Source organism: Gemmobacter lutimaris, assembly GCF_003570715.1.
GTDB classification, from domain to species: domain Bacteria; phylum Pseudomonadota; class Alphaproteobacteria; order Rhodobacterales; family Rhodobacteraceae; genus Gemmobacter; species Gemmobacter lutimaris.
The window spans coordinates 504639-530260 of sequence record NZ_QXXQ01000002.1 but is presented as its reverse complement, the minus strand read 5'-3'; the positions used below and the strand labels follow the sequence as shown (position 1 = coordinate 530260).

The 25622-nt window shown below is 66.2% G+C and carries 26 protein-coding genes and 1 tRNA gene; 15 read left to right on the top strand and 12 right to left on the bottom strand.

Annotation, left to right across the window (positions count from 1 at the left end):
* Positions 1–35: 35 nt before the first annotated feature.
* Positions 36–1220: a MalY/PatB family protein gene (locus D2N39_RS05795; RefSeq protein ID WP_119133799.1), complete on the top strand. Its 1185-nt coding sequence runs from the start codon at positions 36–38 to the stop codon at positions 1218–1220.
* Between the two features lie 3 nt (positions 1221–1223).
* Here D2N39_RS05795 and D2N39_RS05790 read toward each other — a convergent pair whose 3' ends face one another.
* Positions 1224–1973: a class I SAM-dependent methyltransferase gene (locus D2N39_RS05790; RefSeq protein ID WP_199725203.1), complete on the bottom strand. Its 750-nt coding sequence runs from the start codon at positions 1971–1973 to the stop codon at positions 1224–1226.
* The gene (locus tag D2N39_RS05785; RefSeq protein WP_119133798.1) at positions 1964–2311 is read right to left on the bottom strand and encodes a hypothetical protein; all 348 of its coding nucleotides are present in this window, start codon (positions 2309–2311) and stop codon (positions 1964–1966) included. The genes D2N39_RS05790 and D2N39_RS05785 overlap by 10 nt, the downstream gene beginning before the upstream one ends.
* 177 nt (positions 2312–2488) lie before the next feature.
* On the opposite strand from D2N39_RS05785, the gene D2N39_RS05780 reads away from it, so the two are divergent.
* The 7 genes from D2N39_RS05780 to D2N39_RS05750 all read left to right on the top strand — a co-directional run bounded on the left by D2N39_RS05780 (position 2489) and on the right by D2N39_RS05750 (position 7889).
* Positions 2489–3430, top strand: a complete 942-nt coding sequence (locus D2N39_RS05780) for a threonine-phosphate decarboxylase (RefSeq protein WP_119133797.1) — start codon at positions 2489–2491, stop codon at positions 3428–3430.
* Positions 3427–4338 (top strand): adenosylcobinamide-phosphate synthase CbiB, encoded by a 912-nt coding sequence (gene cbiB / locus D2N39_RS05775; protein WP_119133796.1) that lies wholly within the window; start codon positions 3427–3429, stop codon positions 4336–4338. Before D2N39_RS05780 ends, cbiB begins: the two co-directional genes overlap by 4 nt.
* 226 nt (positions 4339–4564) lie before the next feature.
* Positions 4565–5068, top strand: coding sequence for a type III secretion system chaperone family protein (locus D2N39_RS05770; protein ID WP_119133795.1), 504 nt, complete (start codon positions 4565–4567; stop codon positions 5066–5068).
* Between the two features lie 82 nt (positions 5069–5150).
* Positions 5151–5960, top strand: a complete 810-nt coding sequence (gene proC, locus D2N39_RS05765) for a pyrroline-5-carboxylate reductase (RefSeq protein ID WP_119133794.1) — start codon at positions 5151–5153, stop codon at positions 5958–5960.
* Positions 5957–6292: a tRNA-binding protein gene (locus D2N39_RS05760; RefSeq protein ID WP_119133793.1), complete on the top strand. Its 336-nt coding sequence runs from the start codon at positions 5957–5959 to the stop codon at positions 6290–6292. Before proC ends, D2N39_RS05760 begins: the two co-directional genes overlap by 4 nt.
* Complete coding sequence (locus tag D2N39_RS05755; RefSeq protein ID WP_119133792.1) at positions 6292–7239, top strand: 2-hydroxyacid dehydrogenase; 948 nt, start codon at positions 6292–6294, stop codon at positions 7237–7239. The genes D2N39_RS05760 and D2N39_RS05755 overlap by 1 nt, the downstream gene beginning before the upstream one ends.
* Positions 7236–7889: a sulfotransferase family 2 domain-containing protein gene (locus D2N39_RS05750; protein WP_119133791.1), complete on the top strand. Its 654-nt coding sequence runs from the start codon at positions 7236–7238 to the stop codon at positions 7887–7889. The genes D2N39_RS05755 and D2N39_RS05750 overlap by 4 nt, the downstream gene beginning before the upstream one ends.
* A 64-nt stretch (positions 7890–7953) precedes the next feature.
* On the opposite strand, the gene D2N39_RS05745 is transcribed toward D2N39_RS05750, so the two are convergent.
* The 6 genes from D2N39_RS05745 to D2N39_RS05720 all read right to left on the bottom strand — a co-directional run bounded on the left by D2N39_RS05745 (position 7954) and on the right by D2N39_RS05720 (position 13369).
* Positions 7954–10137, bottom strand: coding sequence for a 3-hydroxyacyl-CoA dehydrogenase NAD-binding domain-containing protein (locus D2N39_RS05745; RefSeq protein ID WP_119133790.1), 2184 nt, complete (start codon positions 10135–10137; stop codon positions 7954–7956).
* An 88-nt stretch (positions 10138–10225) separates the two neighbouring features.
* Entirely contained in the window at positions 10226–10678 is a 453-nt protein-coding gene (locus D2N39_RS05740; RefSeq protein WP_119133789.1) for a cupin domain-containing protein, read from the bottom strand.
* Positions 10678–11148: a cupin domain-containing protein gene (locus D2N39_RS05735; RefSeq protein WP_119133788.1), complete on the bottom strand. Its 471-nt coding sequence runs from the start codon at positions 11146–11148 to the stop codon at positions 10678–10680. Before D2N39_RS05735 ends, D2N39_RS05740 begins: the two co-directional genes overlap by 1 nt.
* Positions 11148–12359: an acetyl-CoA C-acetyltransferase gene (locus D2N39_RS05730; protein WP_119133787.1), complete on the bottom strand. Its 1212-nt coding sequence runs from the start codon at positions 12357–12359 to the stop codon at positions 11148–11150. Before D2N39_RS05730 ends, D2N39_RS05735 begins: the two co-directional genes overlap by 1 nt.
* A gap of 137 nt (positions 12360–12496) precedes the next feature.
* Positions 12497–13129, bottom strand: a complete 633-nt coding sequence (locus tag D2N39_RS05725) for a glutathione S-transferase family protein (protein ID WP_119133786.1) — start codon at positions 13127–13129, stop codon at positions 12497–12499.
* A gap of 156 nt (positions 13130–13285) precedes the next feature.
* Positions 13286–13369, bottom strand: a tRNA-Tyr gene (locus D2N39_RS05720).
* A 120-nt stretch (positions 13370–13489) separates the two neighbouring features.
* Between D2N39_RS05720 and rlmB the strand changes: the two genes are divergently transcribed.
* A complete protein-coding gene (gene rlmB / locus D2N39_RS05715; RefSeq protein ID WP_119133785.1) occupies positions 13490–14278 on the top strand; it encodes a 23S rRNA (guanosine(2251)-2'-O)-methyltransferase RlmB in 789 nt (262 codons plus the stop codon).
* Positions 14279–14440: 162 nt separating this feature from the next.
* Entirely contained in the window at positions 14441–14863 is a 423-nt protein-coding gene (locus D2N39_RS05710) for a CoA-binding protein (RefSeq protein ID WP_119133784.1), read from the top strand.
* 15 nt (positions 14864–14878) lie between these two features.
* Here D2N39_RS05710 and D2N39_RS05705 read toward each other — a convergent pair whose 3' ends face one another.
* Positions 14879–15343: a hypothetical protein gene (locus D2N39_RS05705; RefSeq protein ID WP_119133783.1), complete on the bottom strand. Its 465-nt coding sequence runs from the start codon at positions 15341–15343 to the stop codon at positions 14879–14881.
* Between the two features lie 54 nt (positions 15344–15397).
* Positions 15398–16087 (bottom strand): hypothetical protein, encoded by a 690-nt coding sequence (locus tag D2N39_RS05700; protein ID WP_147373454.1) that lies wholly within the window; start codon positions 16085–16087, stop codon positions 15398–15400.
* Between the two features lie 147 nt (positions 16088–16234).
* Between D2N39_RS05700 and D2N39_RS05695 the strand changes: the two genes are divergently transcribed.
* Positions 16235–17032 carry a dimethylarginine dimethylaminohydrolase family protein gene (locus D2N39_RS05695; protein ID WP_119133781.1) on the top strand — a complete coding sequence of 266 codons (798 nt, stop codon included), beginning with the start codon at positions 16235–16237 and terminating at the stop codon, positions 17030–17032.
* Here the strand turns inward: D2N39_RS05695 and D2N39_RS05690 are convergent.
* Positions 17029–17433, bottom strand: coding sequence for a hypothetical protein (locus tag D2N39_RS05690; RefSeq protein ID WP_199725202.1), 405 nt, complete (start codon positions 17431–17433; stop codon positions 17029–17031). The genes D2N39_RS05695 and D2N39_RS05690 overlap by 4 nt on opposite strands.
* Positions 17434–17520: 87 nt before the next feature.
* On the opposite strand from D2N39_RS05690, the gene D2N39_RS05685 reads away from it, so the two are divergent.
* The 3 genes from D2N39_RS05685 to D2N39_RS05675 all read left to right on the top strand — a co-directional run bounded on the left by D2N39_RS05685 (position 17521) and on the right by D2N39_RS05675 (position 21564).
* A complete protein-coding gene (locus D2N39_RS05685) occupies positions 17521–18522 on the top strand; it encodes a hypothetical protein (protein ID WP_119133780.1) in 1002 nt (333 codons plus the stop codon).
* A gap of 9 nt (positions 18523–18531) precedes the next feature.
* Complete coding sequence (locus tag D2N39_RS05680; protein WP_119133779.1) at positions 18532–20193, top strand: hypothetical protein; 1662 nt, start codon at positions 18532–18534, stop codon at positions 20191–20193.
* An 81-nt stretch (positions 20194–20274) separates the two neighbouring features.
* A complete protein-coding gene (locus tag D2N39_RS05675; RefSeq protein WP_119133778.1) occupies positions 20275–21564 on the top strand; it encodes an O-acetylhomoserine aminocarboxypropyltransferase/cysteine synthase family protein in 1290 nt (429 codons plus the stop codon).
* A gap of 34 nt (positions 21565–21598) precedes the next feature.
* Here the strand turns inward: D2N39_RS05675 and D2N39_RS05670 are convergent, their stop codons facing one another.
* On the bottom strand, positions 21599–22291 hold the full coding sequence (locus D2N39_RS05670) for an SIMPL domain-containing protein (RefSeq protein ID WP_119133972.1): 693 nt from the start codon (positions 22289–22291) through the stop codon (positions 21599–21601).
* 172 nt (positions 22292–22463) lie between these two features.
* On the opposite strand from D2N39_RS05670, the gene D2N39_RS05665 reads away from it, so the two are divergent.
* Complete coding sequence (locus D2N39_RS05665; protein ID WP_119133777.1) at positions 22464–25619, top strand: translation initiation factor 2; 3156 nt, start codon at positions 22464–22466, stop codon at positions 25617–25619.
* The last annotated feature ends 3 nt before the right edge of the window (positions 25620–25622 follow it).

Below are 25622 nucleotides of genomic sequence, written 5' to 3'. Positions count from 1 at the left end.
TGCGCCAAAAGACCGCCCGAACGGAAGGAATCCGCATGACCCCGGCCCCCAATTTCGACGAGATCATCAACCGCCACGGCACCCATTCGGTGAAATGGGACATGATGGAAAAGCTCTATGGCGTGTCGGCCGCGGAAGGGATCGCCATGTGGGTCGCGGATATGGAGTTCCGCCCGCCGCATTGCGTGCAGAAGGCCGTCGAGGACATGGCCGCCCACGGCCTTTACGGCTATTACGGCGATGACCGCGCCTATCTGGAAGCGATCCGCTGGTGGATGGCACATCGCCATGGCTGGGACGTGCCTGCCGAGGCGATCTTCACCACGCATGGCCTTGTGAACGGCACCGCCCTTTGCGTCGATGCCTTCACCGCGCCCGGTGACGGCGTGGTGTTGATGACCCCGGTCTATCACGCCTTCGCCCGCGTCATCCGCGCCGCCGGGCGCGAGGTGGTGGAATGCCCGCTGAAGATTGAGGCCGGGCGCTATGTCTTTGACACCGCCGACTGGGAGGCGCGGATCACCCCGCGCACCAAGATGTTCGTGCTCTGCTCGCCCCACAATCCCGGCGGCCGGGTCTGGAGCGTGGCGGAATTGCAGGCCATCGCCGCCTTCTGCGAAAAGCATGACCTGATCCTCGTGTCTGACGAGATCCATCACGATCTGATCTATCCGGGCCAAAAACATACTCTCATGCCACTGGCCGCACCCGGTATCGTGGACCGGCTGGTCGTCATGTCCGCCACCACCAAGACCTTCAACATCGCGGGCTCACATTCCGGCAATGTGATCGTGCTCAACCCCGAACTGCGGGCGCGCTTTGCCGCGCGGATGAATGCGATGGGGATTTCGGCCAATTCCTTCGGTCTGTTCATGGCGACGGCCGCCTACAGCGCCGAGGGCGCGGCTTGGGTCGATGCGCTGATGGCCTATCTGGACGGCAACCGCCGCCTGTTTGACGAAGGCGTGAACGCGATTCCGGGCCTCGCCTCGATGAACCTCGAAGCCACCTATCTGGCATGGGTCGATTTCTCGGGCACCGGCATGGCCCCGGCCGAGTTCATTGACCGCGTCGAAAAGGGCGCGAAGATCGCCGCCAACCACGGGGCGAGCTTCGGTTTGGGCGGCGACAACTTCCTGCGCTTCAACCTTGCCGCCCCGCGTGTGCAGGTGGCCGAGGCGGTGGCACGCCTGCAATCGGCCTTCGCCGATCTGCAATAGGGCTCAGGCGCGGCGGCCCAGCGGGATAATCTCGGGGGCCGTCGCATGCCAGGGGGTGCCAGACCAATCACCCCACCATTCGGTGACCTCAAGCCCCACCGCCGCGATCTGCGCCGCGATTTCCGCCTGTGGGGCAAAGGCAATACGGCATTCGGCGCGCTGCGCCGTTTGCCCCTCGGGCTGGTAGAAGGTCCAGTAGGTGACGATGCCGGTCGCCGCATCGTGGGCGACATCGTTCCACACCCGCACTTTCCCAGCCTGCGGATGAATGAACCGGCTTTCCGATCGTTCCGGCACCCAGTCGCGCCATTCCTCGCACACCGGGTTGCGGCTGTCGAAGAGGAACCGCCCGCCGGGTCGCAGATGGCGGGCAATGCCACCCAGCATGGCGGCGCGGTCCTCCGCCGTCAGAAATACCTGAAAGGCATGGCCGGTCAGGATCACCAGATCAAAGCTTTCGCCCAGATCAAGTGCCCGCGCATCGCCCTGCACCCAATGCACCCGTTCGCCGCCGGGCCTGCCGCGCGCCACCCCCAGCATGGCCTCCGCCGGATCGACACCGACGACACGCGGCACGTTTTCCGCAATCGCTGCCGCCACCATGCCGGTGCCACAGCCCAGATCCAGCACCGAGTCACAGCCCTGCGCCAGCCGCAGGCAGGCCGCACTATCGGCGGCCCAGCCGTTTTCATGGTCATAGAACCGCGTGAAGGCGGGATCGTGATACAGCGCCTCTGGCTCGGTCAGCGCCACGGCAGATAGCCGGAGGGCGCATTTTCGTCGCGCGGATAGTCCAGCGGCGGTGTTTCGCTGACGCGGTTGCTTCGCTTGAAGGTGCAGACAAGACGGCCATTTTCGACCTGAGCCGCGACGATCAGCCCCTGAAGGATATGGCGCGCCCCGTCGTAGACATCGACCATCCCGCGCAGACGCGGCACCTTGGCCGCATCCAGAACCATCGCTTCTTCGCTGAGGCTCAGCACCGGAAAGACCGCCTCGCCCAACTGCACACGCAACCGGCTGCGCCGCGCGCGGCGGGTCTGAGCAAGGGCAAACCCCTCGCGCAACTCCTGAGACAGAAATTCCAGCATGGCGTTCCTCCCGTCGCCGTCCTTTTACCATTACGCGCCCGGAAGTGATTGACAACAAGGCAACAACCGACATTTTCGAAAGAATTCCGCCATCGTGGGCCGCAAGACACGGCGGGCTACCGGAATGGTTGCGCTTGGGCGGCAAATCGGCCATCCCTGCGGGCCGGAGGTGCGGATATGACAGAAGCTCAGGCAGATCATGGCGGCGGGATTGACGCGGCTGCGGCGCGCTTCGGCGGTGTGCGCGCCGACTGGCTGGATCTTTCCACCGGCATCAATCCCGAGCCCTTTCCGCTGCCTGCCCTGCCTGCGGACACATGGACCGCCCTGCCCGACCACGCAGCACAGCACCGGCTGATCGCGGCGGCGCGGCGGGTCTGGTCTGTGCCGGAAGGCGCGGCGGTTCTGGCCGTCTCCGGCGCCTCGGCGCCCATTGCGCTGGTGCCGCATCTGCTGCCTGCGGGCCGCGTGCACATCCCCGGCCCTACCTACAACGAACATGCCCGCGCCTTTCGCGCGGCGGGGTGGGAGGTTGTCGATACCGGCGCCAGCGCGCAGGTTCTGGTGCATCCCAACAACCCGGACGGCCGCTTCCACGCCGCCCCCGGCGCTCTGCCACTGACGGTCATCGACGAAAGCTTCTGCGACATCGCCCCCGACCGCAGCCTGATCCATCTGGCCGCCCGCCCCGGCACGCTGGTGCTGAAAAGCTTTGGCAAGTTCTGGGGGTTGGCCGGGCTGCGGCTGGGTTTTGCCATCGGCGATCCCGAACTGGTCGGGGCGCTCTCGCAGCGGCTCGGGCCATGGCCAGTCTCCGGCCCGGCGCTGGAGATCGGCGCGCGCGCGCTGGAGGATACCGCCTGGGCCGAGGCAACGCGCCTGCGCCTGATCCGCGACGCCGCACGGCTGGATGAAATGGTCGCCGTTCCGTTGGTGGGCGGCACCCCGCTCTTTCGCCTTTACGAGGTCGATGACGCCACCCGCTGGCAAGAGGCGCTGGCAGAGCGGCAGATCTGGAGCCGGATCTTCCCCTATTCCCGCCGCTGGCTGCGGCTTGGCCTGCCCCCGGCCAAAAGCTGGGACCGTCTTGCCGCCGCATTGCAAGGGCTTCACATATGAGCGCGGCGCTGCTGGTCCCCGCCATGCTGCTGGACGCAGCACTAGGCGAGCCGAAGGCGCTGTGGGATCGCGTTCCGCATCCCGCCGTGCTGATGGGCCGTGCGGTCGGAAGGCTGGACCATGCCCTGAACAAGGGCCGGATGCGGCGCGCGCGTGGCACCTTTGCCATGGCCCTGCTGGCCGGCGGCGGCTGGCTGCTGGGCCTGCTGATCGCCGCCCTGCCCGATGCCGGGGTGATCGAGGTGCTGGTGGCCGCCATTCTGCTGGCCCAGCGCAGCCTGGTCGATCACGTCCGCGCCGTCGCCGACGGACTGCGCCAGTCGCTGCCCGAAGGACGGCGCATGGTGGCGCGGATCGTCGGGCGTGACACCGCCACGATGGATGCCCCCGCCGTCGCCCGCGCCGCCATCGAAAGCGCGGCGGAAAACCTGTCGGATGGCGTCATCGCGCCCTTGTTCTGGTATCTGGTCGCGGGCCTGCCCGGCCTTCTGCTTTACAAGATCACCAATACCGCCGACAGCATGATCGGCCATCGCACCCCCCGGCACGAGGCGTTCGGCTGGGCCGCTGCGCGCTTTGACGACCTGCTGAACCTGATCCCTGCACGGCTGACCGCGTTTCTGCTTGCTCTGGCGCATTGGCGGCCCGACGCAACGCGGATCATCCTGCGTGACGCGCCGCTGCACCGATCCCCCAATGCCGGCTGGCCCGAGGCCGCCATGGCCGTCGTGCTGGGCATCGCGCTTTCCGGCCCGCGCAGCTATCACGGCGAGATGCGCACCTTCGCCTGGGTCCACCCCGAGGGCCGCCGCGACCCCGGCCCGGCCGAGATCGAGGCCGCCTGCACCGCGCTCTGGCGGGCATGGGGGGCGATGCTGGCCCTTGCGGTGTTGCTGGCACTGATCTGATCCGGCTTTCCTCCGCCCATCGGCTTGTCATCGGACCGGCCCGTGCAACGGTTCGTTTCCGCATCTTCGTGCAGTTATGCACAGAAGATTTGCCGCGAAAGTCCTTTACAGACTTCCCCTTTGGCGACACCATATCTAGTAAGGGGCCACAAAGTGTTCTGTGCTTGGCCGCCAAACCCACAGCCAATTGTGGATAAGGTGGCGCAATCGGTAGATGAGGTCAGGGATGTCGCTTGCAGAAGATTTCTTGGTGCATGATGACCTGCACCCGATCGACATGGCCGAAACGCTTGCCGCCGATCATGCCTGGGAATTTGACCGCCTGACTGACAATCAGATCGCGATGGCCGTCGAAGGGCTGTGGCGCACCTATGCGCTGACACTGGCGTGGTCGCCACAGGACGAAGAACTCCGCCTGATCTGCACCTTCGAGATGGAGCCGCCTGCCCCGCGCCTGCCCGCGCTTTACGACGTGCTGAACCGCTGCAACGATCAGGTCTGGGCCGGTGGCTTCACCTTCTGGGCCGAACAGCAGCTGATGGTCTGGCGTTATGGCCTCTCGCTCGCCGGTGGCCAATTCGCCGCCAGCGAACAGATCGGCCGCATGATCGAGGCGGCCATCACAGCCTGCGAGCGCTATTACCCTGCTTTCCAGCTTGTCGTCTGGGGCGAGCGTGACCCGGCCGAAGCGATGGGCGTTGCCATGGCCGAAGCCTACGGCCGCGCCTGAACCGCCCCCCAAACCGGCCATTGCCCCCGCCCGCCCGGCTGCCTAAGCTGCGCCCCGAAACGGGCAAGACGCGGGGGATGCGATGCTGGATCGGGTGAAGGACCGGGGGCTTGTGCTGCTGGGTTGCGGCAAGATGGGTTCTGCCATGCTGGAAGGCTGGCTGGCGCAGGGCGTGCCCCCCGCTTCGGTCCATGTGATCGAGCCCTATCCTTCGGACTGGCTGAAATCCACTGGCGTTCACCTGAACGAACCGCTGCCTGCCGCCCCCGCCATCGTGTTGCTGGCCGTGAAACCGCAGATGATGGGCGCGGCGCTGCCGCAAGTCGTGGCCCTGGGCGGCGGTGACACGCTGTTCCTCTCCATCGCCGCCGGCACCACCATCGCCAGCTTTGAGGAAACCTTCGGCGCCACGACGCCGATCATCCGCGCCATGCCGAACACCCCCGCCGCCGTGGGGCGCGGCATCAGCGCGATCACCGGCAACCCGCGCGCGACCGAGGCCGACCTGCAACTGGCCGAGGCGCTGCTGTCGGCGGTGGGTCAGGTCGTGCGGCTGGAAGGCGAACACCAGATGGATGCCGTCACCGCCGTCTCCGGCTCCGGCCCTGCCTATGTCTTCCACCTGATCGAGGCGCTGGCAGCAGCGGGCGAGGCCGAGGGTCTGCCTGCCGAACTGGCGATGCAACTGGCCCGCGCCACGGTCTGCGGTGCAGGCGAACTGGCGCAACAATCACCGGAAACCGCCAGCCAGCTCCGCATCAACGTCACCTCCCCCGGCGGCACCACGGCCGCCGCGCTGGCGGTGCTGATGGATGCCGAAACCGGCTTCCCGCCGCTCTTGCGGCGCGCGGTCAAGGCGGCGGCGGATCGCGGGCGGGAACTGGGCAAATGACCATTACCTATGATGATTTCGCCAAGGTAGACATCCGCGTCGGCGTGATCACCCGCGCCGAACCCTTCCCCGAGGCGCGCAAGCCCGCCATCAAGCTCTGGGTCGATTTCGGGGCCGAGATTGGCGAGAAACGCTCCTCCGCGCAGATCACCGTGCATTACAAGCCCGAGGAACTGGTCGGCCGTCAGGTGCTGGCGGTGGTGAACTTCCCGCCGCGTCAGATCGGCCCGGTGAAATCCGAGGTGCTGGTGCTGGGCGTTCCCGATGCGGCGGGCGAGGTCGTGCTGATCGGTCCGGGGCATGAAGTGCCACTGGGCGGGCGGCTGTTCTGATGCGGCTTCTGATCACTCGCCCGCTGCCTGACCGCGTGATGCAGGCCGCGCGTGCCCGGTTCGACGTGACCGCGCGGGAAAACACTCTGCCGCTGACACCCGAAGAACTGCGCGCCTCGCTGCGCGATTACGATCTGGTGCTACCGACGCTGGGCGATCTTTACGCGGCCCCGGTCTTTGCCGATGTGCCAGAGCCGCGGGCGCGCCTGCTGGCCAATTTCGGCGTGGGCTACAACCATATCGACGTGGCCGCCGCCCGCGCCGCCGGCCTCGCGGTGACCAACACCCCCGGCGCCGTCACCGATGCCACCGCCGACATCGCGCTGACGCTGATCCTGATGACCGCCCGCCGCGCTGCCGAGGGCGAGCGGCTGGTGCGTTCGGGCCAGTGGCAGGGTTGGCATCCGGTGCAGATGCTGGGCCTGCATGTGACCGGAAAGCGCGTCGGCATCATCGGGATGGGCCGCATCGGCCGCGCCATCGCCCGGCGCTGCCATTTCGGCTTCGGGATGGAGGTGGTGTTCCACAACCGCTCGGTCACCGACCCCGGCCTGCCTGCCCGTCAGGTGCCGCTGGTTGAGGCGATGGCGGCCGATGTCGTGGTCATCGCCGTTCCCGGCGGCCCCGCCACGCGACACTTGATCGACGCCGAGGCACTGGCCGCGATGCAGCCCCACGCGATCCTCGTCAATATCGCGCGCGGCGATGTGGTGGATGAGGCTGCGCTGATCTCGGCGCTTGAAGGCCGCCGCATCGCCGGTGCCGGGCTGGACGTCTACGAACGCGAGCCGCTGGTGCCCGAGGCGCTGCGCGCGCTCGATACCGTGACGCTGCTGCCGCACCTGGGCACTGCCGCGCTGGAAGTCCGCGAGGCGATGGGGATGATGGCGCTCGACAACCTTACGGCCTTCGCCGAAGGCCGCGCCCTGCCCAACGCCATCGCATGATCCTGTCGCGCGGACGCCGCTTCATCTTTGTCCATATGCCAAAGACCGGCGGCACAGCGCTTGCCCTCGCGCTGGAAGCGCGGGCGATGAAGGATGACATCCTCATCGGCGACACACCCAAGGCCCGCGCCCGCAAGAACCGCTGGCAGGGGGTGCAAAGCCATGGACGGCTTTGGAAACATGCGACGCTGGCCGACATCGCGGGACTTGCGCGCGACGATGAAATCGCCAGTTTCTTCACCTTCACGCTGGTCCGAAACCCTTGGGACCGAGCCGTCAGCTATTACCACTGGCTGCGCGACCAGAGCTTCGCCCATCCGGCGGTGAGCCTCGCGCAAAGCCTCGACTTCAGCGCCTTTACCGCCCATTCCCAGACCCGCGCGGCTTTCCGCGCCAGCCCCGCCCGCAGCTACCTGACCGACCGTTTTGGACAGGAACGCGCCTCGGCCTATGTGCGGCTCGAACATCTGGCAGAAGACCTTGCTCCAGTCGAAGCACATCTGGGCTTCCGCCTCGGACCCCTCCCCCAAGCCAACGAAAGCAGCCGCGCCCGGGACTGGCGCGGCTATTTCACCGATGAAACCGCCGAGATGATCGCCAGCGACAGCGCCGAAGACATCGCCCGCTTCGGCTATTGCTTCGATCCCTGAGCCGCTTTCATCTTGGCAAAAATATCCCGCGGGGGTCCGGGGGCGCGAAGCCCCCGGTGCCACCTCAGGCCGCCTGCGCGGTGGGTCCGGGATAGAAACTCTGCCCCTTCCCCGCCATATCACGCAACAGCTTCGGCGCCGTGAAACGCGCCCCGAACCGTTCGGTCAGCCCGTCGCAAATCTCGACCGCGCGCGCCGCACCCAGAATGTCCAGCCAGCCAAACGGCCCGCCTGACCAGGGCGCGAAACCCCAGCCGAGGATCGCCCCCACATCGCCCTCGCGGATGTCGGTCAACACGCCTTCCTCCAGCGCCCGCACCGCTTCCAGCACCTGCGCCATCAGCAGACGGTGCTGCACCTCGGCCAGATCGGGCTGGGCTTCCGCCACCGGATAGCGGGCTTCCAGCCCGTCCCAAAGGCCCAGACGCTCGCCCTTGTCGGAATAGGTGTAGAAGCCGGCGTTGGCCTTGCGCCCCATGCGGCCCTGATCGGCCATCCAGAAGATCACCTCATCCACCGCGCCGTCGGGATAGGCCTCGCCCATCGCCGCCTTCGTCGCCTTGGCGATCTTCACACCCAGATCAATCGAGGTTTCGTCCACCAGTTGCAGCGGCCCCAGCGGCATGCCGACGAGCTTTGCCGCATTTTCCACCAGCGCCGGCTCCACCCCTTCGGCCAGCATGCGGATGCCTTCGTTGATATAGGGGATGATGCAGCGGTTGGCGTAGAAGAAGCGCGCATCATTCACCACGATGGGCGTCTTGCGGATCTGGCGCACGAAATCCAGCGCCTTGGCCACGGCGCGGTCGCCGGTCGCCTTGCCGCGGATGATCTCGACCAGCATCATCTTGTCCACCGGCGAGAAGAAATGGATGCCGATAAACTGTTCCGGCCGCTGGCTGGCCTTGGCCAGCGAGGTGATCGGCAGGGTGGAGGTATTGGTGGCAAAGATACAATCGGCACCAACGACGGCCTCGACCTTCGCGGTAACTTCGGCCTTGACCTTCGGATCTTCGAACACAGCCTCGACGATCAGGTCGCAGCCCGCAAGCGCCGCATAATCGGCTGTGGCGGTGATGCGGCCCAGCACTTCGGCCTTTTTCTCGGCGGTGACCTTGCCACGCTTCATGCCCTTGTCGAGCAGACTTTCCGAATGGGCGCGGCCCCGCTCCGCCGCCTCGGGCGTCGCGTCGATCAGCACGACCCCAATCCCGGCATTGGCCGCGACATAAGCGATGCCCGCCCCCATCATGCCGGCGCCGATCACACCGAGCCTGGCAACCTTCTGATCCGGCACCTGCGGGCGGTTGGCGCCTTTCTCCAGCGCCTCCTTGTTGATGAAAAGGCTGCGGATCATCGCGGTGGCCGAGGGGTTTATCAGCACAGAGGTGAACTGCCGCGCCTCGATCTTCAGCGCGGTGTCAAAGGGCACCAGCGCACCCTCGTAGACTGCGCTCAGCAGCGCCTTTGCTGCCGGGTAAACGCCTTGGGTCTTGCCGTTCACCATGGCCGAGGCGCCGACGAAGGTCATGAACCCCTGCGCGCTGTAGGGCGCGCCGCCGGGCATCTTGTAACCCTTGGCATCCCAGGGCTTCACCAGATCGGCATCGGTGGCGTTCAGCACCCAGTCCTTGGCGCGGGCGAGCAGTTCCTCGGGCGCGACCACCTCGTCCACGATCCCGGCGGCCTTGGCCTTCTTCGGATCGCTCAGCTTGCCTTCCAGCAGGAAGGGCGCCGCGATCATGGCGCCCATCTTGCGCACCAGTCGCGTGGTGCCACCGGCGCCGGGGAAGATGCCGACCATGATTTCCGGCAGGCCGATCTTGGCCTTGGGATTGTCGGCGGCAAAGATGCGGTGGCAGGACAGCGGCAGTTCCAGCCCGATGCCCAGCGCCGTGCCCGGCAGCGCCGCCGCGATGGGCTTGCCGCCCTTCAGCGTCTTGGGGTCCATGCCTGCGCGTTCGATCTTGCGCAGGATGCCGTGCATGTTCATCACGCCGTCAAAGATCGCCTGTGCGCCCCCGGCCCGCATCCCGGCGATGATATTCAGATCCATCCCCCCGGCGAAATCCTTCTTGCCGGAGGTGATGACGATCCCCTTCACGCCCGGATCGGCAAGGGCGGCATCGACAAGGGCATTCAGCGTGGCGAAGCCCTCCATCGACATGACATTCATGCTTTTGCCCGGAACGTCCCAGGTGATGACGGCAACGCCGTCGCTGTCGGTCGTGCTGGTGAAATCGGTCATCGTGTTCCTCCTCTCGGGCCGCAGGACCCGGGGCTTCGCGCCCCCGGACCCCCGCGGGATATTTTTGCCAAGGTAAATGGCAGGGGTGTCACCAGGGCGTGCCGTCGCGATGCAGATAGCGGCGGGCGCTGCCCTGTTTGTGGGTGATCAGGTCGTGGTCGGTGTAGTGGATGACATCGGCTTCCTTGCGGGTGCCGATGACGAGGTAACGCGCGGGCGCGCCGGATCGGTTGTCGAGCCGGTGGCCGACGGGCTGCCCCGCTGGCCAGCAGGCGGCGTCGCCTGCCCGCAGCAGGGTTTCGCGGTCCTCGACCAGCACCACCTCGCCCGCAAGCATCAGGATCATCTCGTCCTCGGCCTCGTGCCAATGGCGGCGGCCCGAGGTTGAGCCGGGTGGCAGTTCCTCGATGAAGGCGCCGAATTGCGTAAGGCCGCCGGGATCGGAGAGCAGCTGATAGCGATAGGGGCCGATGCCGCCGCCCAGAACCGGATGAACGGTGTCTTCTTCGGTCACGAAGGCGGACAGATCGACCTTTGGCATCAGCGCGGCCCCGTCCAGTCGGTGCCGTCACGGTAGGTGAAGCGCGCCTGACCGCCTTCCATTTCCACCCGCAGGTCTACATCGGAATAGGTGGCAACCTCGCGCGGGGCCTTGGTGCCCACCACAAGGAAGCGTGCCACCACATCGCTGCGGTTGATGAAATGGTGCCCGTCCGGCGTATTCGCCGGGAAGGCCGCGCAATCGCCCGGCCGCATCAGGGTTTCGCCCGCATCCTCGACCAGCACGCATTCGCCTTCCGTCACCATCACGAATTCATCCTCGTTCAGATGCCAGTGCCGCAACGAGGACAACGCGCCGGGTTCCAGCATCACCAGATTGACACCGAATTGCGTCAGCCCGCCCGCCTGCCCCAGCCGCAGGCTGGAGCGGCCCTGCATCATGGACGCATAGGGTTCGGGGTAGATCGAGCCGGTTTTCAGGGGCACCTGCGACAGGTCCAGCTTTGGCATCACAGCCTCTCGATGATCGTGGCGGCGCCCATGCCGCTGGCAATGCAAAGCGTGGCGAGGCCAGTTGATTTGCCGGTGCGTTCCAGTTCGTCCAGCAGGGTGCCGATGATGATGGCACCGGTCGCGCCCAAGGGGTGCCCCATGGCGATGGAGCCGCCGTTCGGATTAACCTTTGCCGGGTCCACATCGAAGGCCTGCATGAATCGCAGCACGACGCTGGCAAACGCCTCGTTCACCTCGAAAAGGTCGATGTCCGAGATGGACATGCCGCTGTCCTTCAGGATCTTCTCGGTCACCGGCACCGGGCCGGTCAGCATGATCGTCGGATCGGTGCCGATCTTTGCGGTGGCACGGATGCGGGCGCGGGGTTTCAACCCATGCGCCTTGCCGAAATCGGCATTGCCGATCAGCACGGCGGCGGAACCATCGACGATGCCCGACGAATTGCCGGCGTGGTGGATATGGGTGATCCGCTCCAGATGCGGGTATTTCATCAGGGCGATCTTGTCGAAGCCCGGCATGACCTCGCCCATATCCCTGAAGCTGGCTTTCAGCGCGCCAAGCGTCTGCATGTCGGTGCCGGGGCGCATGTATTCGTCGTGGTCGAGGATAGTCAGGCCATTACGGTCGGTCACCGGCACAATGGAGCGCGCAAAGCGGTTGTCCGCCCAGGCTGCGGCGGCGCGGCGCTGACTTTCCACCGCCAGCGCATCAGCCTGATCGCGGGTGAAGCCGTATTCGGTGGCGATGATGTCGGCTGAAATGCCCTGCGGCACGAAATAGGTCTTCATCGCAAGCGAAGGGTCCACCGCAATCGCGGCACCGTCGCTGCCCATGGCGACACGGCCCATCATCTCCACCCCGCCAGCGATATAGGCGGCGCCTGCGCCGCCCTTCACCTGATTGGCGGCAAGGTTCACCGCCTCCATTCCGCTGGCGCAAAAGCGGTTGATGGCAAGGCCGGGGATCGACTCGTCAAGGTCCGAGGCCAGCACGGCAGATCGCGCAAGGCAGCCGCCCTGCTCGCCCACCTGGGTGACATTGCCCCAGATGACATCCTCAACGGCATGGCCCTCCAGCCCGTTGCGGTTGCGGATCGCGTTCAGCATCTGGGCCGACAGCGCGACCGATGTCACCTCGTGCAGCGCGCCGTCCGGGCGCCCCTTGCCACGCGGGCTGCGGATCGCGTCATAGATGAAAGCCTCGGTCATGATCTCCTCCGGTATCTGACGGGCGTCCGGGCAAAGGCTTGCCCCGACGCTGCTTTAGGGAAACCCTAGCAGGGCCGTCCCCATCATGTGTAAATGCCGTCACGTCGCGAAAAGATTGACGTGCATATCACGTCGCGTCACTTTGCAGCGCGGTCCGACGGATGGCCAGGCATCAGGTCATAGGGATGCTTCCAGCCCGGCAGAGCGGCGATATTTTCCAGCCAGCGGTCGATATTCGGTCGCGCCTTGCGGTCAAAGCCGAAAGGTTCGGGGTAGTAGAGGTAACCACAGCAGGCGAAATCGGCGATGGAAGGCGCATCGCCCACCATCCAGTCGCGCCCGGCCAGATGCCGGTCGAGCGTGCCCAGCGCGGTCTGCACCCGCATGGACAGCCAGTCGATTGCCGTCCCAGGCCGCTTTTCCGCAGGCACGAAGTTCATCAGAAACCGCAACCCGCCCTGCTGACCCGAGCCTTTCTGGGCATCCCAGAACAGCCAGCGCAGCACCTCGTTGCGGTCGCCGCCCAGAAATTTCCCTGTCCGCTCTGCCACATGCAGCTGGATGACGCAGGATTGCGTGAGGGTCAGATCGCCCTCCACCAACACCGGCGCTTCGCCCATTTCATTCAGCGCCAGAAATTCCGGCGTGCGCGAGGCGCCGTTAAAGAAATCGACATAGACGGGCTGCCAGTCATAGCCCGAAAGCTGCATCGTCAGCGCCGCCTTGTAGGCATTGCCGCTTTCACCAAAACAGTAAAGTTGTGCGGTCATCCTGTTCCTCCTGCCTTATCCCGTAAGGGAATCGCCCCGCAGCGGGGCGCGTGGGGGTCAGTTAAGCAGGCAGAGGGCAGGAAGGGGAGAAGTCAATCGGCACGAAACCGCGACCTACGCCAACGGCGCCTGAAAGATCTGAAATTTTCAGGAAGATGGTGGGCGACCCTGGAATCGAACCAGGCACGAGTCGCCTCGGCGGAGTTACAGTCCGCTGCCGCACCTTGCAGCACGTCGCCCACTGGCGGCGGATGTATCCAAGGGGGCGGGGGGCGTCAAGAGCGAATTCGCGGGTTTTTCACTTGCGCCCCCGCACGGCCCCTGCGCATTCTGCGCGCCTGAAATCGAGGGACAGGAAAGATGAGCGGCGGAGCCAAGAAACCGGCCTGGGTGATCGACAAGGAACGCGCCAAGCGCGCGGCGGCCAGTGAAACCGTCTGGCTGTTCGGCCTGCATGCGGTGCGCGACGCGCTGGTGAACCCACAGCGTGAAAAGCTGCGGCTGGTGCTGACCAAGAACGCCTATGACAAGCTGGCCGATGCGGTGGCAGAGGCCGGGATCGAGCCGGAAATCACAGATCCGCGCAAGTTCAGCGTGCCGATCGACGAGGGTTCCGTCCATCAGGGTGCCGCGCTGGAGGTGAAGCCGCTGAACTGGGGCAATCTGGCGGATGTGGCGATTTCGGGCGAAGGGGCGCCGCTGGTCGTGCTGCTGGACCGGGTGACCGATCCGCATAACGTGGGGGCGGTGCTGCGCTCGGCCGAAGTGTTCGGCGCGCGGGCGGTCATCGCGCCGCGCCACCATTCGGCGCCGGAAACCGGCGCGCTGGCCAAGACGGCCAGCGGGGCGCTGGAACGTCAGCCCTATCTGCGCGTGACCAACCTGTCGGATGCGATGGTCGAGCTGCGCGATATGGGTTTTGTGCTGCTGGGGCTGGATGGCGAGGCCGAAACGACCATTGATCAGGCCGTGGCCGAGGCAGGCAGCCGCCCCATCGCGCTGGTCATGGGCGCCGAAGGGCCGGGCCTGCGCGAAAAGACGCGCGAGACCTGCGACCGGCTGGTGCGCATCCCCTACCCCGGTGGCTTCGGTTCGCTGAACGTATCCAACGCCGCCGCAGTTGCGCTTTATGCCGTCAGCCGCCGTTGATTTTCACGCTTTTGCGACTGGCCCTTTAATGGTTCGGCAACTCTCCCATATCATTCTCACAAGGAGCGGGTCAGGAACTCCCGTCCCTTCCCTTACTGTCCCTCGTTCCACACCTGGCGTCCGGGCCCTCTGTCCCGGACGCTTTTTTGTCTGAGGCCTGCGATGACCGATCCCTCCGATGCCGACATCCGCGCGATTCTGACTGAAACGAAGGTGATCGCATTGGTGGGCTGGTCGCCGAAACCGGACCGGCCCAGCCACCGCGTCGCGCGCTTCCTGAAGGATCAGGGCTATCGGGTGATCCCGGTCAATCCGGGCCATGCCGGGGAACAGGCGCTGGGGGAAACCGTGCGCGCCTCGCTGTCGGAAATCGACATGCCGGTGGACATGGTGGACATTTTCCGCCGGGCCGAGGATGTGCCCCCCGTAGTGACCGACGCACTGGCACATTTGCCGGGGCTGAAAACCGTGTGGATGCAACTGGGTATCCGCAACGATCAGGCGGCCGAAACCGCCCGCGCCGCCGGGGTGAAGGTGGTGCAGGACCGCTGCCCCGCCATCGAAATCCCGCGCCTTGGCCTGTAACGGCTCAGCTCAGCATCAGTTCAGCTCAAGGCATTCGCCGCCGCGATGGCAAGTCAGCAGGCGTTGCAGGTCATCTTTTGACGGTTTTGCCACCAGCATGTCGCCGCAGAGCGATTCGAACAGCACCAGCCGGTCACCCTTCTTCTGAACGAAGATCAGTTGCTCGCCCCATGGCACATAGGTGGCATCGCAGGCGGGTTCGGCCGTCAGGCAATGGCGGACCAGAGTGATCTGGCCATTGAACGCGGTGCGAAACCCGCTGCCCCCCAGTTGCTTGCCGCTGAAACTCAGCACCGGCCCGGTCTTGCCCTGCTTCACCGGCGCCTGATCGAACTGCCCCAGCAGGACGACATATTCCTCTTTCGCCTTGCGCGCCGTTTCATATGCGCGCACCGCATCGGGGATCAGGCAGGACAAGGCCATCGCCCCCTGCGGCAGGATCATCAGGCCCAGAACGGCCGCCAGCCTTGCAATACGCATCTTTTGCTCCTTCCATTTCCCCATTGGACGCAGGTCATTGACCGTTCCTTGGCGTCAGGTCGCCGGTTCCAGCGCCTCGGCCAGCGCAAGGCCCAGGTCGGCGAAGCGTTCCATTTCCTCGACCGACCAAAGATCGCAGCGCAGCCGCAGACGCAGACCACCGGGGCCAAGGATCACGATGGGGAACTGCCGTTCTGCCGGGTGATTGCGCCGCCATGCAGCCAGCAGGGGCTGAAGTCGGGTCGCATCCGGCAGGGGCACGGTTTCGTCGGAACTGAACACCGTGCCACCGAAGCCGCTGGCGTCAGGGCGTGGCACCAGACGCCCGATCTCGCCCCCGGTCAGCAGGGCCATGGCGACAGCACCGCCTGCCCCGCCCATCATCCGCGCCGCCAGCGCGGCCTCTGCCCCGTCCAGCGCCGGGCCGATGGCCACCTGTCCGGGCCATTGCACCCCAGGTGCCTCGAACTCGGTCGCAAAAACAGCCGAACCAGTCTCGCCCTGAATGTAGCGCCGGGTTTCCGCCCGCCAGCCGGGACCGGACAGCCGCAGCTTGCGCGCCGCACCGCCAGTTTCCTCGACAAGCGACGCCTGCCAGCCGCGCCGGGATGCCAGCACCGCCAGACCCTTGCGCAGCTTCACGCTGCCCCGCCCGGCCGTCAGCAGCAAGATCGCGCCGAAGGCAATGACGATCAGCGCCAGCGCCACCAGCCCGAGGACGTTCATGCCCGGTTCCGCTTCCATGATGCCCCCCGCGCCGAAACCGGCGCCCAATCCCTTGTCTGCAACCCGGCCAGCGTAAGCCGCCCCTTGGTCCCGGTGCAAGCCTGACGCGCTGGCCGGGACATGAGGACCGTGCTAACCACAGGCAAAGCACGAAGGAAATCGCCCATGCCCAACAGGTCTTACCGTTTCACCCATGCGATCACCCGCAAACCTGCCGCCTCGATCATCGCGGGGCTGCGCGCGGTGGATACCGGCACGCCCGACCTTGCCACGATGCAGGCCCATCACGCCGATTACATCGCTACCCTGCGCGAAACCGGCGCCACGGTGATCGAACTGGAGGCGCTGGATGCCTATCCCGACAGCGTATTTGTAGAGGATACCGCGCTTTGCCTGCCTTCGGGCGCCGTGGTGATGCGCCCCGGCGCGCCTTCCCGTCTGGGCGAGGCGGCCGAGATGGCTCCGCATCTGGCCGCCCTTTACGGCGACATCCGCCGCATCGAGGGCGCGGACAGCTTCATCGAAGGTGGCGACATCCTGATGACCGAAACGGAAATCCTCGTCGGTCGGTCGGCCCGCACCAATGCGGCAGGCATCGCCGAACTGGCCCGCCTGACCGCCGCTTGGGGCGAGGTGGTGCGCGAGGTCCACACGCCGCCCGGTGTGCTGCACTTCAAGACCGACTGTTCGCTGCTGGATGCCGAAACCATCCTCTCGACCACCCGACTTTCCGCCTCGGGCTGCTTCAAGAGCTACCGGCTGATCGACGTGGCCGAGGGCGAGGAAGCGGCGGCCAATACCATCCGCTTCAACGATCTGGTGCTGATGCCCGCAGGCTTTCCGCGCACGCGCGACCGGCTGGTGCAGGCGGGTTATGATGTGCGCGAGATCGGTAACAGCGAATGCGCCAAACTTGACGGCGGCATGTCCTGCCTCAGCCTGCGCTTCACGCCGAAGCCCTAAGGCATCAGCACCGCCGCGCGTTCATAGGTGGCGCTGTCGGCGGTGCCGTCGTCATAAACGACCATCACATCCACCCGCTGCACCGACCCGGCCGGAAGCACCGCATAGGGCAACCGGTCGGCACCAATGGCATTGGGCTGGGCTGTGCCCTCGCGGCAGGGCTCCATCAACCAGTCCGTCAGGGGACCGCCGTTGATGGCATAAACCACCCGGTCCAGCCCGCAGCGCCAGCTTTCCAGATGGGTGAAATACAGCAGATCCTGCCCGTCATAGTCGCGCAGCGCGATCCAGTTGCCCTTGGTGGCCTGAAGGATCGGCCGCACTTCGGCCGCCGTGGTCATCTGCTGGGCGAAAATGGGGGTAGCCGCCAGAAAAACGAACGGAAGAACGCACCGCAACATGATGAAAACCCTTTCAAAACGAAGCTTTTGACGCCCGCGCCCCTGTTCTGTAGGGTGGCCGGGCAAAACCAGACGAGTATCCGCATCATGGCAAATGTTCCCGCTGCGGGGCAATCCTTCAATATTCTTGCCGTCATGCAGGCGGGGCGGCTGCAATACGAGGCCGTGGTGCTGGCAGCCTCACTGCGTCATTGCAACCCCGGCTTTCGGGGCAAGCTGTTTCTGGCCGAACCGCAGCCCGGCCCGCGCTGGAAGGATGATCCGCGCGTGACCAATGCGGCCGTGCGTGAATTGCTGGCCGAACTGGGTGCAGTGTTCCTGCCGTTTGAAAACAAGGTGTTCGGCCAGTCCTATCCCTATGGCAACAAGATCGAGGCGCTGACCGCCCTGCCGGATGAGCCCTTCCTGTTTCTGGATACTGACACGCTGGTCACCGGCGATTTCGACAATGTGGGCTTCGATTTCACCCGCCCCTCGGCCTCGATGCGGCGCGAGGGCACCTGGCCCGAGCTGGAGCTTTACGGCCCCGGTTATGCCGCCACCTGGAAATCGCTTTATGATCGCTTCGGGCTTGATTTCGACAGCACGCTGGATCTGAGCCAGCCTGACGAATACTGGCAGCGCTACCTCTATTTCAATGCGGGCTGGTTTTTCCACGAAAGCCCGCAGGCTTTTGGCCGCCGCTTTCTGGATTACGCGCGCGAAATCCGTGACAACCGGCCGGCGGAACTGGTCTGTCAGACGCTGGACCCGTGGCTGGACCAGATCGCCCTGCCTTTGGTCATTCATTCCTTCGGCGGCGGCCGTCCGGGGCCTCGGCTTGCGGGGCTGGATGGCGATGTGACCTGCCACTACCGCACGCTGCCGCTGCTTTACGCCCGCGAAAGTGACGCCGCCGTCGCGGTGCTGGAGGTGGTCTGCAACCAGAAGCCGGTGAAGCAGGTCTTGCGGGAATACGAGGCCTTCCGGCGCATGGTGTATCAGCCCAAGGGCCGCAAGGCGCGCGCACTGTTCGACCGCGCCGACCTGCCACACCGGGAGCATGTGATCCGCAATACATTGAAGCGAAACGGTTACTGGTATCGTTGAGGGCCCGTGATGCCTGCCTTGACTGCTGCTGCCGACCTGCGCCTGCTACCGCCCTTTGTTTCGGCCTTGCTGGCAGGCGAAACACCGGCCCCGGTCGATCTGCCCACCGATCTGGCGGCGCAGCGACTGCTGCATCTGACGTTGCGCCGCAATGGCGCCTTGCAGATCGCCTTTTGGGCGCAGGGCTCTGGTCTGGCCGACGCGCTGGCACACGGGTTGATGCAGGCTCGGGCGGCGCTGGCAGCCGCGACATGCGCGCCGCCCGACATGTTGTTTCTGGACATTCCGCATGCCCCTGAACCGCTGGACCCGGACGACCTGCGCCGCGCGCGCTGCAACGCGTTTCGCGGGATCTACGGGTTGGAGTTGCGGGCGGCGGGGCGTCTGGTGCGCATGGCGCCCTCGGTGATGATTGCACGCAACCTGACGCCCAAACGCGCACTGGAGGTGCTGCTCGCCGAACTGGCCCCGCCCCCCGGCACCAAGGTCGAGACACTGCGGTTTCCCACCACCCAAATCCTGCTTGAACTGCCGCAGGGCCGCGCCAGGCCGTTGATGCGCGGGCAACCCGTCGTGCCGCAAACCGCCATCACACGGGAAAAGGTGGCGGAAATGGCCGGGCTGATGACAGGCTGGATGCAGCGCGCCATCGCGCCTTCGGGACGGGCGACTTACAAATACTGGCCATCCTCGGGTCAATATGCCTTGTCGAACAACATGATCCGGCAATTCATGGGCAGTGCCTGCCTTGCCCGCGCGGCCATCAGGCCCGAGGCACCGAAGGGGCTGGTCGAGGCGCGTGACCGCAACTTTGCCCATAACTTCCGCCACTGGTATCGGGACGAGGGCGGCTTTGGCGTGATCGTCGAGGGACCAAAGGTGAAGCTTGGCGCGGCGGCCGTGGCACTGACGTCGATCCTCGATCTGCCCGACCCGACCCCTTATGCGGCCGAGTTGCGGGGGCTTTCCGCCTTCCTGACCGCGATGCAGCAGCCGAATGGGCGCTTTACCTGTTTCCTGCGCCCGCGCGGACGCGAAGACGATTGCCAGAACTTCTATCCCGGCGAAGCGCTGCTGGCGCTGATGCGGCTTTACCGTCATTCGGGCGATCCTGCCCTGCTGGATCATGTCGCGCGTGGCTTCGCCCATTACCGCGACTGGCATCGCGCGCAACCGAACCCTGCTTTCGTGCCTTGGCACAGCATGGCGCTGGCACTTTATCACGCCGAAACCGGCGACACCGCAGCCGCCGCTTTCGTGTTCGAGATGAACGACTGGCTTCTGGGCATGCAGCAGGGCGACGAAGCCCCTGCCGATGTGCAGGGCGAGTTCTTCGACCCTGCCCGGCCGGAGTTTGGCCCGCCGCATGCCTCTTCCACCGGGGTCTATCTGGAAGGGTTGATCGAGGCTTTCGCGCTGGCCCGCACCTTGGGCGACCACAACCGGGAAGACCGCTATCGCCGCGCCATCCTGCGCGGGCTGCGGTCGCTGCGGCAATTGCAGTTCCGCCATGCCAGCGACATGGGCTATATCTCTCGCCGCAGTGCCGTGCTGGGCGGGCTGCGCTCCTCGGCCTTCGACAATACGCTGCGCATCGACAATGTGCAGCACGGCCTGATGGCGATTTTTCGTATCCTCGACCTGTTTTCGGATGCGGATTATCGAATGTGACCCTGCCGCCCCGATCCTCCGTTGCCTGCCGCGCGGCTGTCCCCTAACCTTCGCCGCGACTGCATTCCGGGGAGGAGACCCATGACCGACAAACCGCTCGGCTTCGATACGCTTGCCATTCACGCCGGCGCCAAGCCCGATCCCGCCACCGGGGCGCGGCAGGTGCCGATCTACCAGACCACCGCCTATGTGTTCAAAGACGCCGACCATGCGGCGCGGCTCTTCAACCTTCAGGAAGTGGGCTACATCTATTCCCGCCTGACCAACCCGACCGTAATGGCGCTGGCCGAACGTGTGGCGGCGCTGGAAGGCGGCGCGGGCGCGATCTGCTGCTCCTCGGGCCATGCGGCGCAGATCATGGCGCTGTTCCCGCTGATGGGACCGGGGCGCAACATCATCGCCTCGACCCGGCTGTACGGCGGCACGATCACCCAGTTCAGCCAGACCATCAAGCGTTTCGGCTGGTCCTGCAAATTTGTCGATTTCGACGATCTGGCGGCGCTGCGCGCGGCGGTGGATGACGATACCCGTGCCATCTTCTGCGAAACCATCGCCAACCCCGGCGGCTATGTCACCGATCTGGACGCCATCGCGGGTATCGCCAACGAGGTCGGCCTGCCGCTGATCGTGGATAACACAACGGCGACCCCGTGGCTGTGCAACCCGATCAAGCATGGCGCCACGCTGGTCGTGCATTCGGCCACCAAATACCTGACCGGGAACGGCACCGTCACCGGCGGCGTGGTGGTGGATTCGGGCAAGTTCGACTGGTCGGCCAGCGGCAAGTTCCCGTCGCTGTCGGAACCGGAACCCGCCTATCACGGGCTTGCCTTCCACCCGGCGCTGGGGCCGATGGCCTTCACCTTCCACTCCATCGCCGTGGGCCTGCGCGATCTGGGCATGACGATGAACCCGCAGGGCGCGCATTACACGCTGATGGGGATCGAGACGCTGGGCCTGCGCATGGCGCGGCATGTGGAAAATGCCCGCACCGTCGCCGAATGGCTGGAGGCCGATCCGCGGGTCGAGGCTGTCACCTGGGCCGGGCTGAAATCCTCGCCCTGGCATGACCGCGTGGCGCGGATCGTGCCGAAGGGCGCCGGGGCGCTGTTCACCGTGGCGGTGAAGGGCGGTTACGAATCCTGTGTGAAGCTGGTGGATAACCTCAAGCTGTTCAGCCATGTGGCGAACCTTGGCGATACCCGCTCGCTGATCATCCACCCGGCCTCGACCACCCACCGCCAGCTGGACGAGGCGGCGCAGGTCCGCGCCGGGGCAGCGCCGAATGTGGTGCGCATTTCCATCGGGATCGAGGATGCGGCCGATCTGATCGCCGATCTGGATCAGGCGCTGAACGCCGCCACGGTCTGAACGGAAAGGGGCGCCACATCGGCGCCCCTTTGCCTTATTGCGCGATTTCCCAGACGATCGTCACCTGCATCACGGTTTCAACTTCGCCTCCCGCGACTGGCACGGGCGCGGCTTCGGCGGCCATGCGGAACATGGGTGCCGGATAATTGCCGCCGCCACCGCCCTCGGTGATGGTGACGATGGGTCCAAGCGCCACCCCCGCCGCCTCGGCCAGCACGCTCGCCCGCGCCTTTGCATCCGCCACCGCGCGCTTGCGGGCCTCGGCCTCCACCGGCGCGGGATCGGCCAGACCGAAATTCACCCCGTTCAGCGTATTGGCGCCATCCTTCACCGCTGCATCCAGAACGCCGCCCAGCCCATCCAGCGCACGCACCCGCACTGTCAGCATGTTCGAGGCAACATAGCCGGAAATCCGTGACCCGCCGGTCGCGCTGTCATTCTGCCAGTTAGGGTTCAGCGACAGGCCAGAGGTCTGCATGTCGCCTGCTGCAATTCCGGCCGAGGTGAGCCGCGCCATCACCGCCGCCAGCGCGGTGGAATTGGCCGCCAGCGCCTCGGCCGCCGTGGCGCCCTCGGTCGTGACGCCAAGGCTGATGCTGGCCAGATCCGGGGCCTGCGCCACGCGCCCCTCTCCGGTCACGGTCAGCGTTGCGGGGGCGGCAGCAGCCATGCCGGTAAAACCTGCGGCCAACGCGGCGGCCAGAAGCGTGGAACGGAAAGCTTGCATCGTGATCTCCTTGTCCTGATGCGACATTTGCCCGTTATGACGCGCGACAAAAGCCGTTCCTTGGCGTTCACGGGGGTGTTTTTCTTTCATTCGGCGGAAAGCTGCTATAGTGACTGCGGCGGGCGGCGGCTGCGACTCCCCGCATCCGGCCAAGAGTGCTAGACCTCGTGCAATGAAACCGAATTTCGCCCTGAATTTCTCTGACGACGGCATCAGCCTGCTGCATCGCACCGCGCGCGGCTGGCTGGAAGTCGGATCCACCGCGCTGGACGCGCCCGATCTGGGCGAGGCGCTGAATTATCTGCGCCGCTCGGCCCTTGGATTGGCGCCGCACGGGGTGACATCCAAACTGGTGATCCCCAATTCGCAGATCCTTTATACCGAGGTGGATGCGCCCGGCCCGGACACGGCACACCGGACGCAGCAGATCCGCCGCGCGCTGGAAGGGGTGACGCCCTATCCGGTCGAGGATCTTGTGTTCGACTGGTCGGGAGACGGGCCGCGCGTGCAGGTCGCCGTGATTGCGCGCGAAACCCTGCAAGAGGCGGAAGGCTTCGCCGCCGAACACCGCTTCAACCCGGTCTGCTTCGTCGCCATCCCCGACGAGGGGCGGTTCACGGGTGAGCCGTGGTTCGGCCCGTCGTCCATCGCGCCCGAATTGCTGCCCGCAGGCGAGACCGTGGAACGGGATGCCGAACCCGTGCTGATGATCAGCCGCGAGGCGCGTGCCGCCGAGGCACGGCAGGAGGCCGAACGCGCGCGACCGGCGGAACCCGCGCCCGAACCGCAGCCGGAACCCGAACCGCAACCCGCCCCTCCGCCGCCGGTCGAAACACCCGTCCCCGAAGCGCCGCCCGAACTTCCCGAGCCGGAACCGGAAGTGCCCGAGCTGGAACCCGAGCAGCCAAACCCGGCAGAGCCCGAACCCGATCTGCCAGAACCCGATCTGCCGGAATTGCTGCCGGACCTCCCTGCGGAGCCGGAACCCCCGGTTGAACTGCCCGACCTGCCGCAGGCAGAGCCGGAAATTCCGGTCGCCCCTGAGCCCGAATTGCCTGCTCCCGAATGGGAGACGGAAATCGAGATGGCGGCGGTTGAAGAGGCCGTGGCCGCCGCTTATGCCGAGGTGGTCGGTTCCGGGGCACCTGTTTCGGCGCCCGTCGCGCAACAGGCCGAACTGGATTTGGGAGAGAGCCGCCCCCCCGAAGCCACACCGGAAGCCGCCCCCGCCGCGGAAACCGTTCCCGAAGCGCCTTTCATCAATATCGAGATGGAAGACCCGGAAGAGCCGCCCCGCACCGGCAGCCCCGAGGTGATTCCGCCAGTTGCGCCCGGCCGACGTGGCACAGCCCGCGTGACCGATCAGGGCCTGCCGGAAGAACCGCCAGCCTTCGCATCGCGCCGTGCTGCGGGTCAGGAACCCCCGGTTACCGGATCGCCCCCCAAGGTCGCTGTCACTTCGGTCACGGCCCACCGGAAGGCGCCTGCCGCCCCGCTCAGCCCGCCGCCGCTCGCCACCACGGCGCCGGAAGCGCGCAGCTATCAACCGCCGGCGGAAGATCCCACCGCGGAAGATGACCTGCCGCCGCCGCTGGCTCCCGCCCTTCAGGCACGGCTGTCTGCACAGCGCGCGGCCCCTGCTGCCACCCGCCCGGCCAAGGCCGAAGCGTCGAAAACCGGTGCAGCGAAAGAAGGCGCGGCGAAGGCAGCGAAAGCTCTGGGCGGGATGGTCACCGCGCCGGGCATTCCGGGTCTCGCAGCAGGGCGCAAGGCCAAGCCTGCGCGCCAGATGTCGCCGCAAGCTGCGGCCGAAACGCTGGTGGCCCCGCCGCCCGGCACCTCTGCCGAAGTGCCTTTTGGCATGGCCCGCCCGGTTTCGCGCGGAAAACCCCGTTTCCTCGGTCTGATCCTGACAGCGGTTCTGCTGCTGATTCTGGGGCTGATCGCGGCATGGTCCAGTTTCTATCTCGCGCGCGGCGACGATCCCGCCCCGGTCGAGGTGGCAGCCCTGTCTGACACCGGCACCGAACCGGGAACCGGAGATCTGACTCCAGAGACAGATCCCGCACTTGCGGAAGATGCCCCCACCGCCGAAGACGAAGCGGCAGCCGACGGCGAAATGCTGCCCGAGGATGAAGCTACCGCCGATGGCGAGACACTCGCCGCTGCGCCTGAGACACCCGGTGAACCCGCGCCCGAGGCGGCGCTTGGGACCGGCGCAGCCCCGGTTCCGCTGCCGGGTGGTCAGGATGAGATCATCCTGTCCACCATGGACAGCCCGCCCGAGGCACTGGATGCGCTGGCGCTGGAACGGCCTCAGACCGCGGCCGATGCCGGCCCGGTGGCCCCCGCCCCGCCGCCGCCCTTTGGCACGCAATATGAATTCGGACCTGACGGACTGATCAAACCGACAGCCGAGGGAATCGTGACGCCCGATGGCGTGCGTCTTGTGGCTGGCCCGCCGCCGCGCATCCCGCCCGCACGCCCTGCGGGTATCGTTGCTCCGCCCTCCGCTCCTGCTGAGGCGGCGACTGCCGGGCCCGCAGCCGCGGACCCGACCGCGACAACCACCGAACCGCCGCCTGTGGCGGACCCGGCTCTGCAAGGATTCCGTCCCAAACCCCGTCCCGAGGGGTTGGCCACCGCCGCGCCTGCACAGGACGACGCCGCACTGGCTATTCCCGACGATCAGCGGATGACCAGCCGCCGCCCGCCTCCGCGCCCCGCCAGCATTGCCGCTCAGGCCGAACAGCGCCGCCTTGATGAAGAGGCCCGCCGTGTTGCCGAGGCTGCCTCGCTTTCCGCCGCTGCCGCAGCCGAAGCGCTTGCTGCGACCGCGCCGCAAGGTGAGACCGCAGGCCCCGTCAGCCCGCTGGCCATCTCGATCTCGCGCCGCCCGCCGCCGCGTCCCAAAGACCTGTCGCGCGCAGTCGAGGCCGCCGTGGCCGCTGCGGCCCGCCCGCCGAAAGAAGCGCCCGCCGCAGAACCGGAACCCGAGCCCAAGCGTGTCGCCCGCAGCGCCATTCCGGGCGAGGACGAGGAACCCGACAGCGCCCCCGCCGGCCGCGCGCCGAAAATCCCGACGAAGGCCTCGGTCGCCAAGAGTGCAACTTTCGTGAACGCCATCGACCTGCGCAAGACCAACCTGATCGGCGTCTATGGCACCCCGGCCAAACGCTATGCGTTGGTCCGCACCGGATCGGGCAGCTACAAGAAGGTCCGGGTGGGGGATCGGGTGGACGGCGGCACCGTGGCTGCCATCACCGATAACGAGCTGCGCTACAAGAAGGGCGGCCGGATGATCGCCCTGAAAATGCCAAAGGGCTAGGGC